This window comes from Streptomyces sp. NPDC003011 (assembly GCF_053591515.1).
Window position 1 is genome coordinate 1 of the sequence record NZ_JBSFTY010000146.1, and the last position, 13,499, is coordinate 13,499.

8 protein-coding genes and 2 pseudogenes are annotated in these 13,499 nt (G+C 69.0%); 5 read left to right on the forward strand and 5 right to left on the reverse strand.

Features of this window, described 5'->3' with window-relative positions:
- Nucleotides 1-122 precede the first annotated feature (122 nt).
- Entirely contained in the window at nucleotides 123-272 is a 150-nt protein-coding gene (locus tag ACWD0J_RS39790; RefSeq protein ID WP_451500748.1) for a hypothetical protein, read from the forward strand.
- A gap of 314 nt (nucleotides 273-586) precedes the next feature.
- A complete protein-coding gene (locus ACWD0J_RS39795; RefSeq protein WP_451500749.1) occupies nucleotides 587-1,000 on the forward strand; it encodes a hypothetical protein in 414 nt (137 codons plus the stop codon).
- A 139-nt stretch (nucleotides 1,001-1,139) separates the two neighbouring features.
- Here the strand turns inward: ACWD0J_RS39795 and ACWD0J_RS39800 are convergent, their stop codons facing one another.
- Nucleotides 1,140-1,697 (reverse strand): putative phosphothreonine lyase domain-containing protein, encoded by a 558-nt coding sequence (locus ACWD0J_RS39800; RefSeq protein ID WP_451500750.1) that lies wholly within the window; start codon nucleotides 1,695-1,697, stop codon nucleotides 1,140-1,142.
- Between the two features lie 60 nt (nucleotides 1,698-1,757).
- Between ACWD0J_RS39800 and ACWD0J_RS39805 the strand changes: the two genes are divergently transcribed.
- From ACWD0J_RS39805 to ACWD0J_RS39815, 3 genes are read left to right on the forward strand one after another with little or no spacing between them, the layout of a single operon-like run.
- Nucleotides 1,758-2,927, forward strand: coding sequence for a restriction endonuclease-related protein (locus ACWD0J_RS39805; protein ID WP_451500751.1), 1,170 nt, complete (start codon nucleotides 1,758-1,760; stop codon nucleotides 2,925-2,927).
- Nucleotides 2,924-6,217, forward strand: a complete 3,294-nt coding sequence (locus ACWD0J_RS39810; RefSeq protein ID WP_451500752.1) for a hypothetical protein — start codon at nucleotides 2,924-2,926, stop codon at nucleotides 6,215-6,217. The genes ACWD0J_RS39805 and ACWD0J_RS39810 overlap by 4 nt, the downstream gene beginning before the upstream one ends.
- Nucleotides 6,217-8,988, forward strand: a complete 2,772-nt coding sequence (locus ACWD0J_RS39815; protein ID WP_451500753.1) for an RNaseH domain-containing protein — start codon at nucleotides 6,217-6,219, stop codon at nucleotides 8,986-8,988. Before ACWD0J_RS39810 ends, ACWD0J_RS39815 begins: the two co-directional genes overlap by 1 nt.
- A 119-nt stretch (nucleotides 8,989-9,107) precedes the next feature.
- Here the strand turns inward: ACWD0J_RS39815 and ACWD0J_RS39820 are convergent, their stop codons facing one another.
- The 4 genes and pseudogenes from ACWD0J_RS39820 to ACWD0J_RS39835 all read right to left on the reverse strand — a co-directional run.
- Nucleotides 9,108-10,427: a hypothetical protein gene (locus ACWD0J_RS39820; RefSeq protein WP_451500754.1), complete on the reverse strand. Its 1,320-nt coding sequence runs from the start codon at nucleotides 10,425-10,427 to the stop codon at nucleotides 9,108-9,110.
- 356 nt (nucleotides 10,428-10,783) lie between these two features.
- Nucleotides 10,784-11,224: an IS5 family transposase gene (locus tag ACWD0J_RS39825; RefSeq protein ID WP_451500755.1), complete on the reverse strand. Its 441-nt coding sequence runs from the start codon at nucleotides 11,222-11,224 to the stop codon at nucleotides 10,784-10,786.
- Between the two features lie 17 nt (nucleotides 11,225-11,241).
- A pseudogene (locus ACWD0J_RS39830) lies at nucleotides 11,242-12,508 on the reverse strand (IS110 family transposase).
- A gap of 478 nt (nucleotides 12,509-12,986) precedes the next feature.
- Nucleotides 12,987-13,360, reverse strand: a pseudogene (locus tag ACWD0J_RS39835) (transposase); the annotation flags it as partial.
- Nucleotides 13,361-13,499 lie beyond the last annotated feature (139 nt).

Here is a 13,499-nt window from a genome sequence, read left to right on the forward strand (position 1 = left end):
TGTCGCAATCCACACCAGGCCAGAAGGCCCTCACCCATTTCAAGATCGATCAGCCGTGAGCCCTGTCACCGTCCACAACCTCCCGGGACAGAACAGCTAGCCCGGCCGCGCTGGCGCACGACATGCTGTATGCCCTGGGCAAGCGGCTGGTCCCCGGGCCCAACTCCCCCGATGTGTGGCTGGACTCGGTGAACGCGGCCTGGCTCGCCGCGGCTGCCTGGGGTGTCGCAACCGGGTGCGGCACGTTGTGGTCCCCCGGGCTCATCTGCTGACCATCCGGCGCATCGACCAACTGCTCGCCTGGCGAGAGTTGACGGGGGCTCAACTGACCCTGCTGTGGCAGAAGGCCCCACGCGCACTGCCGCCGGCGCTGGCCCGCGTAGAGCGCTGCATCAGCGGCCGGGACCAGTTCGAGGTCCTGCTCGCCGAGCCGGGACCGATACCCGCGCGCCCGTCCTTCCCTCCCGCTGCACCGATGGCGGGGCCAGCCGCGGTGGCTGCGGGGCAGTCACCCGCCCGGCAGCCGCAGGAGACTCGGTCGGCGTCGCTGAAGCCCGGGCGGCCGGCTCCCCCTTGCACCGGTGCGATGGCAACGGCGCAGCTGGTCCAGGCCGCCCCTGCCATCGAGATCGCGTCCGCGGAGGCCGCCGCTCTGGCCGCTCTCGCACACCCGCTCATCGCCGGAGCACTGAGCGTGCTGGCCTTCACCCGGGCCGGCCTGGGCAGCCTGCGCTTCACCCGCGACCTCGACATCACCAGCGACATCTCCGCCATCAAGCTCCACGGAGTCGGCCACCGGTACTGCCCTCTGCACGCCATCCCTGCCTGGGCACGCCCGCTGCTGGCCGCTGCCCGCGCCCACCACCGTCTGAAACCCCACCGGCCTGAGGACGGTATGTTCGCTCCCGTCATGGTCGCCGAAGCCCGGCATCTGCGCGCGCATGCCGGACGCCTGCCCCGGCTCGACCTGTCCCTGCCCGCTGGCGTCCTCGTCCCTTGAGCTGTGCGTAGCGACCGCCCGCCCTGCGCAGCAGGGAAACGGCAGCGCTGATGCCGGTGATGTCGGAGGTTTCGCCCGCTGTGTGGCCGGCCCTTGGCGCGACGCCTGTTCTCTCAACACGGAAGCACAGGCCGCCTGCTCAGGTGCGCTTCGGCACTGGAACCTTTCTGCGCGCCGCGGCAGTCCTGCGGGCCTGGGCTCGCGCAGCGTGCTGGTGCTCGAGCGCTTCACGGGTACGTTTGGGGATGACCAGTTTCATCTTGGTGGCGGGCGCTACGAAGGTGCTGGCGCCGGTGCCGTAGCGGCCTTTTCGGGTGTCGCTGTCGGTCTTGTAGAGCAGGACGTCGACGATGCCGAGGGCCCGCAGGTTGGTCAGGACGCGTTGGACGTCGTCGATGTTGCGCCAGTCTCGGGTGTAGACGCAGATGGGGCGGCGGGTGTCGTCGCTCTTTGTGCGGGTGTTGAGGAGCGTGGCCGCCTTGCTGCGGTAGCCGAGAAGGCCGTCTTCGGTTGCGGTGCGGATCGTGGCCCAGGAGCGGTCAAGGAGGCTGAGCGGGGTGAACCAGAGCCACTTGCCGCTCCAGGGGTGGTCGTCCTCGGTCAGGGAGGTGTCCGGGGCGGCGGCCCATAGCCAGTGCTCGGTGGTCTCGCGTGAGGGGGCGTCCTGCTGGGCCGATGGGGCGGTCTTGGCGATCACGATCGGCACTGTATGCGAGGTTTGTTAGTTTTTTTCGCTTATTTAACCGTTATGGGTCTCGTGGAACGGAACACCCTCCGATGGCGCCGTGACCTGGCGCTGACCGCTTGCTGCGCTGCCGCCGTCGCGGAAGCGGACCGCACAGGCGATCCGGGCCAGCGAGCCGCCCGCCTCATCGACTGCCTGGGAGTTCTGCGCTCGGCACACGGCGCCGGCGCCGCCGCCGCCGTGGATATGCGCGCGCTGCGGCGCGGCTTGCGCCACGGGCTCGCGCCTCTCCTGCCCGCCTGCTGCGAGGACGGTGACCCGCTCGGCGAGGTGAAGCTGCTGGACCAGGATGGTCTGCTGTGTGACGCAGTGGAGGACCTGGGCCGCGAACACCTGGTGCCTCAGCAGGCGTTGATGGAGTACTGGCCCTGGGCGCGCTTGCGTGCCGAGCAGGAGGAGCAGCAGCTGTACGCGGAGATCCGGCGCCTTCCGCCGGACGATTACGCGAAGGTGCGCGAGCTGCTGGCGAGTGATCCGGTGGCGGAGCAGGGCGTGCTCTGGGAGAAGTGGGGCGGGCTGTGGGGGCGGTTCGGGTTCTTCGAGCCGGTCTCGTCCTGGCCGTGGTGCAACGCGGCGGGCTGGTGCTTCCCGTGTCCTGCCTGTGCCTGGCCGATGCGCGCGCAGCCCGCCGGGCAGGGGGTCTTCGCCGTGGCGTGCGACGCCCATCTGCTGGAGGGAATGCAGTACACCTACCGCCAGGTGCGGGGCGGCAGTGGCCCTCCGGTCCTGGAGGGCGGCGGTGGCTCAGCCCGTCGCGTGGAGGGCTTCCCCGCCGCCGGCGACTACTTGGCCGTCTCCCGGACGGTGTGGCGGTATATGACCCTGCCGGGGCGCATGGAATTCGCGATCCGGGATGCGCTGACGGGGATCGCCGGTCTCGACGTCCTCATGTACCCGGACGGCGACCGCTACGACCTGCGCATCACGGCCGCCGAGCCGCTGGTGGCCAGGCAATGGCGGGTGGATGCGAAGGCGTGGCGGTCCTTCGGGGCCCTGGCCGACGCCCTGCTGGAGCGTCCCGTGCTGGGCGCAGCGGTGCCGCTGACGATCGTGGTCCCCCACCGGCAGCGGTCCGACCTTCCGCTGCTGCAGGCGCGCCTTGCCGGGCGGCCGGACCTTGAAGTGACGACCGACAAGGACTTCGTCGCCAAGGTTCTTCGCTGGTGCCGGGGTGAGTCGTGAAGAGCGGCGATGTCCGTGAGGCGTTGCAGCGTTGCGCCGTCGCGGCGTATCTCGCCCTGTCCGAGCAGTACTTCGCATTCGGGACCGTCGATGGCCGTCGCGGTGTGCCGCTGGACTTCGCGCAGATGTTCGCCGCCCGGCGCACCGATGCATGGGGACGGTGGCTGTCGCTGCCGCGCGCCGAGTACGAGCTGGTGGGCCGGCTGTGGCAGGCGCTCAAGCAGGAGGGGGACCTGGCCCAGCCGGACACCTTCCGCGAGGCGGCCCTGGAATACGCGGTGGCTCCCACTGCGCTGTTCCGGATTCCGGGGGAATCGAACGCAGACGAGACCCACTGGTTGGTGGCCTGCCACGCGCAAGAGCCCCTCGTCCTGGCCGAGCATCTCGTCCAGGAGGCCGAGGAGTACCGGGCCATGCTCCAGAGGGCACTGCCGACGGCCGGCGAGGGCCTGTGGACCTTCGGGCGGGACCGTCTGTACACGGTGGGGATTCCTGCCAGCGAGAAGGACGCCTTCGTGGCCCCGGTCCGATTGCGCACCGAGCCGTTCCTTGAGGAGGTGAGGCTGCCGCGGGAAGCAGTGATGGACCGCGTGGTGGGCCAGGCAACTGCCCTGCCGGAGAAGTTCGGGTGGAAACCCGGTCTGCTTCAGGGGTTCTTCGACCGGCTCACCGACGCGTACGGACGCACGGCGGCAGAGTTGCGGCTGCCCGCGGGGCCGATGACGCTGCTGAATGCGCCCACCGGAGTGGGCAAGAGCGTGCTGATGCGGGATGCGGCGCACCTGCTGGCCGCCAGCGGCCAGGGCCCGGTCCTCATCGTGGTGGGCCGCATCCGTGAAGGCCTGGGGACCGCCGAGCAGTTGGCCGCAGACCATGGGCTGGTCGAGGAGACGGCCGCCGCTGTACGGGACGCTGCCGAGCGGGCCGGCAAGCCGCTGCGGGTGGTGTCGTGGGTGGCGTCCTCACGCCACGACGGCCAGGCAGCGCTCGCATTCGCCCAGGGCCGCAAGGACCGCTTCGAGCAGTTCGCCGGCGGCTGCGAGATGACCGGCTGGCAGGTGGACGGCCCACGGCTGGACCGCACCAGGCTTCCCTGCGCCCAGTTGGAGTGGGTCGATGGTCCCGTCGAGCCGGAGCACGCCGGCAAGCACCTGTGCCCGCGCATGGGCGTCTGTCGGCGCTTCGAGCACATCCGGCAGGCCGCCGATGCCGACATCATCGTCACCAACCACCACAACCTGATCCGTGGACGCTGCAAGGTGCCCGTCGAGGTGGACGGCGAGCGGATCGTCCATGACATGAGCGTGCTGGAGTTCGTGCTGCGGCGCTGCCGCGTCGTCATCATCGACGAGGTCGACGCCTTCCAGTCGACCTGGTGCACGCAGGGCGCGCAGGAGTTCACCCTCATCAGCCGCGGCCGGGGCCACGCAGGGCGGCTGGAAGAGGTCGACCGGCACCGAGGCGGCCTGTCGGCGCTGGAGAACCTGCTGGTGACCGGCCCGTTGATGGAGGCGCGCCGGCTCAGCGAAACCTTCCTGGACAACGTCCTTACCGGGCACCTCTACCTGGACTCCGAGCAAGAGCGCCACAATCGCCCGGGCTCCGGCTGGTACATGGTGGGCAAGAAGGATGCCGAGCTGTGCCGTGTCCTGACCGGCGCCTCTGCGGACGCTGAGATCACCGAAGCGGTGCACCAGGCCTACCTGGCCCTCTTCCCGGGCGAGCGGTCCGGTGCCGAGCTGCTGGCGGGCTGGCAGCCGCTTGCCGATCAGATCCGCCAGGCCCTGGCCGGCAAGGTCAAAGGCACCCGCCGCAGCAGAAAGCTTGCGGTCTTCAAGGACTCCATCGCCCGCATCCTGGCCGACGCGCCGTTCAACGTGCCCGCCTCCAAACGCGCCGCTGTGGTCAACGATCTCCTCGTGCGGGCCTGGCTCGGTGCGCTCCACAACGAGCTCCACACACTGAAGTGGTCGATCCTGCCGCTGCTCGGGCAGCTGAACGCGGCCACCGACCTGGTCTCCACCATGGGGCTGCTCCCTCGCGACGAGCCGATCCCCTACGGGCCGCTCGGACAGAACCTGTATGGATTCAAGCTCGACAAGAACGCCAGCGGCACCGGCCGCCTCTCGCTGCAGTCCCTGGGCGGCGACCCGCACACCTCCACCGTCCGCCTCGGCGACACCGTCGCGCTGGCCACCGCCGGAGTACGGCGCAGCGTCCTGGGCCTGTCCGCCACCGCGTTCTTCCCCAAGGCCGCCCTGCAGCACGTGCACACCCTGCCCGCCTATGTGATGACCGACGCCGCTCCCGGCGCGGTCACCGCCCACGCCGGGAGCGTGTCGTCCACCGATTTGGGCTGGCAGCCCATCTCGATCGGCGGCGTGGAGGAAAAACGCAAACCCTCCGAGCTGCGCAAGCTGGCCGAACGGCTGTGGCACACCCAGATGTCGTCACACCTGGAGAAGATCGCCCGCAACGACCCGCTGCGGGAGCTGGCACTGCTGGCCGGGAACTCCTACTTCCACGCGGCGGTGATGGCCGCCGGGATCGCGGCCGCGTGCGGCCGCCCCGAATGGGTCGCGGTCCTCGTCAGCAGCAACCAGACCCCCTCCGGGAAGGCCGTGAATCTGCCCGAGGGCGTGGTGCGGGTGACCATCGACGAACTCGAGGACCTGCCCGCCACCCACCCACGGGTCAAGGTGATCTGCGCGCCGCTGTCGGTGGTCTCCCGCGGCCTAAACATCCTCATCCCCCACACCGACCGCTCAGCGCTCGCCTCCGTGTGGGTGGGCGTGCGCCCCCTCACGCACCTGCACGAGCCGGCCGTCATGTACGCGAGCATCAACGCCTGCGGCATCGCCTCCGGCACCGTCAGCGCCGACCCCGCCGGCATGCTCGCCTCCCAGCGCACCGCCGCCGTCCGCCAGCGGGAGCTGCTGCTGCGCACCGACCCGCGGTTCTCCCGCATGCCGAAGTTCCTCAAGACCGAGATCCTGGCAGGCATCCTCGTCGAACTCATCCAGCTGGCCGGGCGCGCACGCCGCGGCGGCACCCCCGTCGAGCTCTACCTGGTCGACCACGCCTTCTTCAACCAGCAGTTGGGCTGCGACTTCCCCCGGCTACTGCGCTCCTACTACGGCCAGCTCGATGAGGACGAGCAGGACATCCTGCGCCGCGTCTACGGCTCCACCCTCACCGCCTGGCTCGACCTCGCCCACAGCGAGGACCTGCTGCCCAACCCCGTCACTCTCATCCCCGCCCCGACCCCGGATGCTCAAGGACCCCAGTAATGCCGTCGAATGACACCCGCATGTCCATGCTGGCCGCGCCGTTGACCAGCGCGCTGATGGGCACCGTGTGGCTGTACCGCTTCCCGGACAAGATCGAGCATGAGTGGAAGAGGCTGCGTGCCGTCTACCGCGGCAAGACCGGGTCGGAGGCCAACCTACCCTATGCCGGACTGCTGATGGTGCTGCGAGCCAGCGGTGCCACCAGCGCAACACTCAACCCGACCAGCAAGAGCAAGCCGCCCCAGTTCCTCGCCCTGTCCCAGAGGCTGTCACCGGCGCATCTGCGGGCCGCGGTGGCCTTGTGGGAGCAAGCCCTGCTGCAGACGCCGGCAGACGAGATCTCTCTGGCGTACAACAGTGACCTCGCCGATCTGTTCGCCTCGGTGGAGCCCGAAGAGGTGGCGGTGTGGGACCACGTACGCCTCGGCCCGCACGCCGTGGACGCGGACGGCTGGGTGTGGGACGCGGCCGGCTGGAACCTTGCCTCGGTGGTGGCCGGGACCGGCCTGGCGGTCGACGGCCGCATCATCGCGCTGCGCCCGGACACCGAGAACAACGTCATGGTCTGGGACGCCGAGCACCTGTGGTCGAACAACTGGCTCGACGCCCGCCCCGCCAAGGACAAGAAGAACGACAGCCTCGAGAGGGATGCCGAGGAGGCCCAGGAGCCGGAGGAGTGGAAGATCCGGCGGCACTACGCCGCGCTGCGGGTGGAGGTAGCGATGAAGTCGCTGCACTCGCTTCCTGTACCGCTGGTGGTCATGACGCCTCGGGTTTCCCGGCTGAGCAATCAGATCAACAGCGCTCGCACCGCGTGGTGGGCGCCTCGTTCCCCCAGCCGCCCGCTGCTCTGCCTGAACCTGGGCGGCAAAGGCAAGTACACCCACCTCGAGCACACCAGCCGTCTGGCTCTCGACGCGTGGGTGCGGCTGATGGACGAGCCGGTGTTCCCCCGCGGCCCCAAGGACACCGAGTTCCTGCCCGTCAGCGCCATGGATCTGTCCGGCGAACCCGGCGACTTCCGTGCGCTCATCCCCTTCTCGAAATCGTTCCCTCTCGGTAAGGGCGTCGGCCTGCACACCGTCACCGCCCTCGCCGAGCACTTGTCCGCCGTCACCGGCCAGGACCTCGTCAGCGGCACCCAGGTCGCCAAGGTCCTCTCGGTGGCTCCCCGCAAGACCGAGTACGGCCGTGACGCCACGCTGCTCGACGACACCGATCTCAAGGACATCATGGCCGCCGCGGGCTGCTCGAAGCTGCGCGTCCTGGCCCTGTACCAGCACCAGGAGATGCGCACCCGCATGCAGCGTCTGCTGGCCTACCACTTCGGTCGGCCCGACCTCGCAGACGGCATGCCTGACGACGAGATCGTTCAACTCGGCTGCCACACCGAGGTGCTGCTGCACCGGGCCCCTCAGCTGCTGTGCCACAGCGAGCACCATGACCGTCGCGGTGAGCTCACCGACGCCCTGCCCGGTCTCGCAGCCGAGGACACCGGGGTCGTGGCCCTGGTCGAGACCGAGTACGACGCCAAGGAGTGGGGCCGCCGGCGACGCGCCGCGCGCCGCGAGGAGGAAGGCGCCGTCGACCCCTACGCACTGGATGCCAAGCCGGAGGTCTCCCGGCATCTGGCCCGTCACGGCGTACTCGCCCAGTTCCTCACCCCCGAAACCAGAAAGCGGCGCTCGAAGAAGAAGGAGCGCGAGGCCGCATCCCCGTTGGAGGCCCTCGGCATGGAGCTGGCCGCGGACTTCCCCGGCCACCACGCCATCGGCGACATGCTGCGCTCCGCCGGCCTGGTCCACCCCCGCCTGACCCGCGCGATCTCCACCGGAGGCGGCCTCAAGGACCGCGTCGCCCACCTCGGCCTGCACATGCGCGCCCAGCTCGGCGACAGGCACGTCAACCGCACCGAGGAACCCAAGCTCATGTGGATCCTCACCGCGTTCGTGCCGGTCGGCGGGCGCTGGAAGGCGCTGGCCTACCTGCCCGCCCATCGAGGCGGCAGCGGCGGCTGGTTCAACTACGCCCGCGCCCAGGCGCTGTCGCGCAGCCACCCCATCCCCGAGGGCAGCCGCGGCGACGACACCCTGCCCCGCCGCATCGACCACGCCCTGTACGAGCTGAGCCGGCACCTCGAGTGCGGCTACGTCCTCTACGTCTCAGGAGACTCCACCCGGCCCGTCTGGCCGCTGCTGGCGAACAAGAACGCCGACCTGCTCCCCGACAACGACGGTCTGGCCAACGGCAGGCCGGCACTGCCCGGCGCCACCCTCGCTCCCGAGCACCGGCCGCAAGCGGTCATCCGCACCACCTCCAGCGCCGACCCGAGCATCCCGCTGCCCGCGCTCTTCCACGAGATCGACGAGGACGGCAACGTCAGCGACGGCGACAAGACCAGCAACGCACTGTTCCAACTCGACGGCACCGCCACCACGTTCCTCATGAGCCGCCGCCCGCACCAGATGGACGGCAAGACCCCCTCGGCCAAGTCAGGCCGCACGCAGGGGCGCTGGGCGTGCGACGACAAGGAGCAGCAGGCCGAGACCTGGTTCAACCTCACCGCGACCGAGATCGCTGTCATCCACCACCCCGACAACGCGAAAGCCCTCCCCTACGCCCTGACCGCCGCGAGGCTGTGCAACCACGCCCTGGCCTGGGAACACCGCACCCGCCACCCCCTGCCCATCCACGCCGCCATCCAGATGGACAAAAACCACCCCGAATACCGGCGCACCATCGACTGGGACAGCGACGACGCCAGCGGATGACCCACGGAAGCGATGCATGCGCGCGGCCACCGGTGGCGGCATGCCACCGCGACAGGGCCGGTGCGGCCGGCTGCGCGGGGCTGGAAACGGGCTGGAGGCCGGAGAAAACTGCGGGCCTGCTATCGGCGAAAGCCTCGTTGCGGATTGCGGGCCACACCGTTGTCGAAGGGCTCAAACCAGGAGTCCACACGCAGGTCCCCCGCTCCCAGGCGCTGGTTCGCCGGGTTGCCAGGCGCCTCGATCCCGGCAAGGGAGGCGTCGAAGAGCATCAATACGTCGTGGTCTTGGAAGAGGAGGTCGGAGCAGGCATCCCAGCTGTAGTCGTCCTCGTGCCGGGGCAGGGTGTGGTGTTCATCGTCCGCGAGCCGGTCCTCAAGGTAGGTGGGGGCGTCCTCGATGGCCAGGTGGAGGGCCATTTCCTCGGCGGTGCAGGTGGGTTCGGGCCAGCGGCCCTTGTTCAGGTCGTCAGCGAGGTCGTCGAAGGCCCTGGCCATCCGCCGACGCCAGCGGTGATCAGCGGACCGGGTCAGCGGGGGGAGACGGTCGAAGACGGCCCAGCCGGTGGAGTGAGCGTCCGGCAGGTACTGATCGCCCAGCCGCGCGGCGTCGTCGAAGGCCTGGTCTGCGAGGACAGACAGGGCCGTGCTCAGCAGGTCAGCAGTGCGAGGGGTCAGCTGCCATCCGCAGGTCTCGCAGTCTTCCGACTTGCCGGCGCAGTCGCACTCGCGGATTGGGAACAGCGCCGCGAAGTTCGGTGTCGGCGTCTTGGCAGCGGGGCGGCTGCGCTCGTAGCGCAGCCGCCATCCGTGGTGGAACCGGATCGCCACCGGGGACGGGTTCCAGTCGGCGAGTTCGTCCCCGTCCTCGGGGCTGAGGACTTCGGCGACGCTCTGGTCTTCCAGGGTCTGTGCGCCGGGGACATTCAGATCGTCGGTGAGCGTCATGACGGCGCCGACGAGGTCACGCGGGTCGTCGTCTCCCAGGTCGGTTGCCTGCAAAGGCTCCCATCCGCGATCGGTGGCGGCCCGGATCAGGGCGTCCTCGTCGGTGACATGGAACTCATACAGGCGGGCGATCCGCACGACCTTCCCCTGCAGGTCTTTGAGCCGCGGGTGGCTGGACGGCTCGAACGCCACGGGCGCGGCATCCTGCGCACCGTCGGATTCGGGGTCTTCGGGTTCGACGACTTCGTAGAGCACTCCAGGGCCGGTCGGCCAGGTGCCGGTCGCGGCGTGGGTGACGGCCTGGCGCAGCGAGCCAGCCGGCGCGTCGGGCATGACGGCGGTCAATGCCCGCAGTTCGTCGTCGGCGCACGTGGCCTCGCGCCTGGCCAGGACACGGCGCAGGATGTCGACGGCCTCGTGCGCGTGGTCGGGTTCCTTGCAGGTCAGGACCGCAGCCAGGGAACGGGGGCCGTGGTCGTGGTCGAGCAGGGCCATCACGCGGCTCTTGCTGGGGGTGTGCTCGCACAGGAAGTCGACGGCCTGGGCTGTACGGGGCAATGCGGTCATAGCGAAGTCTCCACATGGCATGTCCGTGCACGGCCCGAACGGCGGGCGTGCCGGGCACGGAAATGGGATACCCGCTGGTTGACGCGGTACGAGCGCATCCCCGGGCGGTGGAAAGGAAGTTGATGGGGTCGGCTGGTGCCATCGCTGCGAACGACGGCCCGGGCCTGACTGGACAACACCGTACCCCGGCTGGCGCTGGCTCATCCGTCGATTCGGCAAGGTTGAACAGTGCCAGCCGATCACGAAGAGCACGCCGTCAGGGCCTGAGCCGTTAAGACGTCGCCTCATTTGGTGAGCCTGCGGTAGCAGATCAGGCTGCAGGCGATGGCGGTGAAGGCCAGGAAGTGCTCGGCCTTGCGTTCATAGCGGCGATGCAAACGGCGGCAGCCGCCCAGCCAGGACATCGTGCGCTCTATCGTCCAACGGTGTCGGCCAAGCCGCGTCGATGACTCGATACCCTTGCGGGCGATGCGGTGGCGGATGCCCCTCTTGCGCAGCCATTGCCGCAGGTGGTCGTAGTCGTAGCCCTTGTCCGCGTGGAGCTTGGCGGGCCGTCGCCTGCGCGGGCCGCGGCGGGATCGGATCGGAGGGATACCCCGCACCAGCGGCTCCAGAGCCTGGCTGTCGTGCAGGTTCGCGCCGGAGATGCCGACCGTGAGGGGTAAACCGGTACGCTCCGTAATCAGGTGGATCTTCGAGCCGTTCTTGCCCCGATCCACAGACATCCCACGCGGGTAACTCGTCAAGCGGCTTGTGCGGGGAGGTCTCCTTTGGGCTTGCGGGGAAAGGCCCTCTCCTCGTCGTAGTGCTCGCTGTGTTGGAGGCAGTGGAAGAGCATTCCCATGAAGCGATTGAAGAGGTTGCGCTGGGCGGCGATGTGGCGGTCACCTGCTTCTTTGCGGCGGTCGTAGTGGGCTCTGGCGCCCGGGGAGGCGGTCAGGGAGGCGAAGGCCCACACGTAGCCGGCGGCGGCCAGTCGCTGGTTCTTGACCCGGCGGGCCATCACCGTGCAACTTTTGCCGCTCGCTCGGGTGACCGGTGCACTGCCGGCGTATGCCTTCATCGCTCCGGCAGTCGTGAAGCGGTCCCGGTCGTCGCCGATCTCGGCCAGGACCCGGGCACCGGTTAAGGACCCCAGGCCGGGAAAGCTGGAGATGATCGGGGCGTCCGGGTGCTGCTTGAATGCTTCCCTGGTGACGGCTTCGAGCTCGTCGGCGTTGATGCAGGCAGCTTCCAGCTGACGCAGCAGGGCCGCGGTCTGTCGGCCGAAGGCCTCCTCAACTTGAGGCGGTTGGTGGAGGTACTCACGGTGAAGGACCTCGTGGAGCCGGTCGGCCTCGGCTTCGATGCCGCGCAGGCGTCCAGCCTGCTTGAGCAAGGACTTCAGACGTCGGCGTGGGAGACGGGCTGCCGCTGTGGGCGTCGGGGCCGCGGCCAGGATGGTCCGGGCTTCGGGGGGAGCAGATGCCCTCGCGTTTGTCGGCGAAGGCGGCAAGGATCGCGGGGTAGAACTCGCGCAGCTGGGAGCGGAGTTTGTTGTGTGCCTGGACCCGGGCCCAGACTGCGTCCTGCTGGGCTCGGGCCAGCACTGCGGTCGCCTGGGCCAGCTCGGAATCCTTCGGCAGGGTCCGGTGGGCGGCCATGTCGGTGCGCAAGATGTTCGCCAGGGCAGCAGCGTTGATCGCGTCCGACTTCTTCCTCGCGACCGAGTGCCGGTCTCGATAGCGGGCCACCGCCAGCGGATTGATCGCGAGTACGGGGCGTCCCGTCGCGCGCAGACAGGCGACCAGCAACCCCCGGGACGTCTCGATCGCGACCGGGATCGGGTGATCCTCGCTATCGCCGTGCTCGGCCAGCAGGGCTGTGAGCTGGGTGAATCCCTCGGTATCGTCGCTGATTCGCAGCTTGGCCAGCCGCGTTCCGCCGGCGTTGACGAGCGCGACATTGTGGTGGTCTTCTGCCCAGTCCACGCCGCAGAACACCGGCACTGGTAACTCTGCGATTTCCATCATGTTCTCCCTGGTGCTCCGCTGTTTCTGCAGGCCAGAACCCGTGCAGGGTGCGCGTGCTCTCTAATGGAAGTGCTCGAGGCACAACATCCCACCAGCCGTTCGCAACCCCAGCGAACTGCACGGTCCTTCGTCTTCGTGAGAGCTCTCAGGCCCGCGACGCGATGAAAGGTGCTCCGTGCGGTTGGCTCAGGCCACGACCATCGAAGCGTTCAGTGCGTACCGCCAGGTGACGTGATCTGAACTGGGCCTGCTGAGACCCACTCGGAATGCTTTTTGTCCTCGCGAGGTGCTGGTGTGACTGCGCAACGCGGAGGCCGCGAACGGTTCCGGCCGGAACCAAGTCGCTCTCAGTAGAGGGCTGCTTGCCCAGGTGGCGGATGAGACCTTCGTCCCGTCCGGAACCGCTGCTGAAGCGAACCTCGCGGTCTGTCGAAAGAGCTCTCACTCCGGATTCGGATAGCGATAACTCGCTTCGCCGCCCATTAGGATTCGGACCCGTCAGATCCCCCTTTTCAGGGCCCGCATGTTCACGGAGTCGATCGCGCAGCGGGTCCAGGCCAACTCGCCGCGAGCGCCGAGCTCGTCGAGGACCAGACGGTGGAGCTTGGCCCACACCCTGGCCTTCGTCCACTCGGCAAAGCGCCGATGGGCCGTCGCTCCCGACAGCCCGAACGAGGCAGACGGCAGCTGCTGCCACGTGCAGCCTGACGTGGCCACGAAGATGATTGCCGCGAGGACCTCGCGATCTCCGTACCGCCGCCGGCCGCCGCCCTGCGGTCGTGTCGGAGCGGGTGGTACCACCCGCTGGAACAGCTCCCACAACTCGTCCGGCACCATGCGCTCGACCATCACCACACAGTGCAGAATACCTAGCACTCCAAATGAGACGACGTCTACCGACCTTGAATGCGTGATGTCGTCATGGTGGAGCGGGTCGAAGTCCCGTGCCGGTGAGGCAGCCGTCGAGTGCGTCGCTGCGGTACTGGAG